Source organism: Streptomyces sp. NPDC058985, from assembly GCF_042740985.1.
Classification (GTDB): Bacteria; Actinomycetota; Actinomycetes; order Streptomycetales; family Streptomycetaceae; genus Streptomyces.
In genome coordinates, this window is record NZ_JBHYJX010000101.1 from 1 (window position 1) to 2,618 (window position 2,618).

General features: G+C 73.9%; 3 protein-coding genes. 2 read left to right on the top strand and 1 reads right to left on the bottom strand.

The window, feature by feature from the left end; genetic code table 11:
* Positions 1-71 precede the first annotated feature (71 nt).
* Positions 72-536 carry an ATP-binding protein gene (locus tag ACFW01_RS38320; protein ID WP_234956381.1) on the bottom strand — a complete coding sequence of 155 codons (465 nt, stop codon included), beginning with the start codon at positions 534-536 and terminating at the stop codon, positions 72-74.
* Between the two features lie 233 nt (positions 537-769).
* Between ACFW01_RS38320 and ACFW01_RS38325 the strand changes: the two genes are divergently transcribed.
* Both ACFW01_RS38325 and ACFW01_RS38330 read left to right on the top strand, forming a co-directional pair.
* The gene (locus ACFW01_RS38325; protein WP_234956383.1) at positions 770-1,618 is read left to right on the top strand and encodes a hypothetical protein; all 849 of its coding nucleotides are present in this window, start codon (positions 770-772) and stop codon (positions 1,616-1,618) included.
* A gap of 150 nt (positions 1,619-1,768) precedes the next feature.
* Positions 1,769-2,530, top strand: coding sequence for a YcnI family protein (locus ACFW01_RS38330; RefSeq protein ID WP_384511474.1), 762 nt, complete (start codon positions 1,769-1,771; stop codon positions 2,528-2,530).
* The last annotated feature ends 88 nt before the right edge of the window (positions 2,531-2,618 follow it).

A 2,618-nucleotide genomic window follows, 5' to 3' on the forward strand; every position in this document is an offset into this window, starting at 1 on the left:
CACCTTCACGGTGCCCGGCCGCCGTCGTACCGCCTGGTCGTGCCGTCGCCTCGTTGGGTCGTGCCGTCGGGTCAGACCGCCACCAGCGGCGCGTCCGCCCGCCACTTGAGGATCTTGTCGAAGCTCACCACGGCGCCGTTCCGCCCCGGCTCGTTGCCGATCTGCACGTGGTCCGCCAGTTCCCGGATGAGACACAGGCCGCGCCCGCTCTCGGCGTCCGCGGAGACCGGGCAACCCGCACTCCCCGGCCGGCCCGGCGCGGCGGCGGGAAACCCGGGGCCGGTGTCGGAGACCTCGATGTGGCAGCGCTCGCCGTCAAGATAGGCCGTGACGCGGTAGGCCTCCGTGAGGCCGCCCGCGCCGTCGTCGCCGCCGTGCTCGACGGCGTTGGCGCAGGCCTCGCTCAGGGCGACGGAGAGATCGAAGGAGATGTCGGGGTCGACGCCCGCGCTCTCCATGGTGCCGATCAGCAGGCGGCGGGCCAGGGGCACGCTCGCAGCCTCGCGCCGCAAATGGAGTGACCACCAGATGCTCATGCTCCAGCCTCCCGGCCGCGGCTCGACATACCGTTACGTATTGCCCCTCTCACCCCGGCGTAAGCACGCCCGGGCCGTGACACCGCTCATCTGGCGGATGTGTCCCCGTCGTGCGCCGGTGTATGCGGCACGGCTCACCCCAGAGAGTGATCTTCTCCCTCACTTCGGGGCGTACCTCATCTTGTGGACCTGCCGTACGGCGCGAGGGGCGTCAGTGCGATGATGAGCCCGCCATGACTGCCCCCCACCCGCCAACGGCGCGCTCCGGGAACGATCTCCGGATCCTGCGGGCCGCGGTGTTCGCCGCGGTCTGCGTCGTGCTGGCCGCGGCGGGGCACACCCTCGCCTCCTGCGCCACCGTTCCGCTGTGGTCGCTGGGCGCCGGATTCCTCGGGGCGGTCGTGGTCGCCGCGCCCCTCGCCGGCCGGCTGCGCTCGCTGCCCGGCATCGTGGCGCTGCTCACCGTCGGACAGACCGCGCTGCACGTCCTGTTCGGACTGGGCCAGCACGGCACCACCGCGGTCACGGCATCCGGCACGGCCGCCGGGGCCGCCGGGTCGACGGGCGGACTGTCCGACGCCTCTCTGGTCCAGCAGGCGGCACGGCTGGTCTGCGGGACCACGGCTGCGGCGATCAGCCCGGCCCAGGCCCAGCGGATCCTCGACGACGCCCGGATCGCGCCCGACGCCTCCACCGGCGCCACGCACCATCCCGCCGACGCGCTGGCCGACGCCGGCCACCCCGCCGCGCTGCTGCCGTCCCTGCCGATGCTGCTCGGCCACGTCCTCGCGGCCCTGGCCGCCGGCTGGCTGCTGCGCCGCGGGGACCTGGCACTGGCCCGGCTCGTCGAACTTTCGGCGCACTCGGCGCACTCGATGGCCGAGGGAGCGCTCGTACGCGCCCTGCGCGCGGCGCTCTCCCTGGTGCGCGCCCTGCACGCCGGGCTCGCCGGCGCCCCCGGCACGGGCCCGCGTCCGCCACGTCCCGCTCTGCTGGCGCCGCCGCGGCCCCGTACCACCGCACTCCAGCACACGGTGATCAGGCGTGGCCCGCCGAGCGACGTGTTCGCCCTCGCCGCCTGACACGACACGACCACCACCCCGCTTCCGCCCAGGGAGTACGGAGGGGCCGTCGTCGTGCGGCACGCGCGCGTGCGCGCATCCCTCTCTCCTCACCCGCACCGGTGCAGTACCGGTGCCCACCCGAAGCGGAGTGCTCCGTCCATGAAGGCTATGAAGGCTTCCCGTATCGCCGCCGCCTGCGCCGTCTCCGGCGTCGCCGTCCTCGCCCTGTCCGCCCCCGCCTTCGCGCACGTCAGCGTGCAGCCGGAGGGCACGGCCGCCAAGGGCGGCTACGCGACCGTCAACTTCAAGGTCCCCAACGAACGGGACAACGCCTCCACCACCAAGCTGGAAATCAACTTCCCCGCCGACCAGCCGCTCGCCTCCGTGATGCCGCAGCCGGTCCCCGGCTGGAAGACCGAGGTCACCAAGTCCAAGCTGGACAAGCCGATCGAGTCGCACGGCAAGCAGCTCACCGAGGCCGTCTCCAAGGTGACCTGGACCGCCGAGGGCAAGGGCGTCGAGCCCGGCTACTTCCAGAAGTTCCCGGTCTCCGTCGGCGCCCTGCCCGAGGACACCGACGAGCTGGTGTTCAAGGCCATCCAGACGTACTCCAACAAGGAGGTCGTGCGCTGGATCGAGGTGCCGCAGGAGGGCCAGGAGGAGCCCGACAACCCGGCGCCCGTGCTGGCGCTGGCCGCCGCCGAGGACGACGCCCACGGCGCGGCGGACTCGTCGGACGCGAAGGCCGGGGACGACGCCGAGTCGGCCGCCAAGGACACGTCCACCGAGGCCTCCGCCGACGACGGCTCCGGTGACGGCAGCGACACCACCGCCCGGGTCCTCGGCATCGTCGGCATCGTCGTCGGCGCGGCAGGCGTCGGCTACGGCGTGCTGGCGGGCCGCCGGCGCGACTCCGGCGCGTCGGCGTAACGACGCCCGCGCCGGTGCGCCGACGCCACCCCGTCGGCGCATCCTCACGTCCGGTGCGCGCCGTGCCTTCGGTGCGACGGCCCCCGGC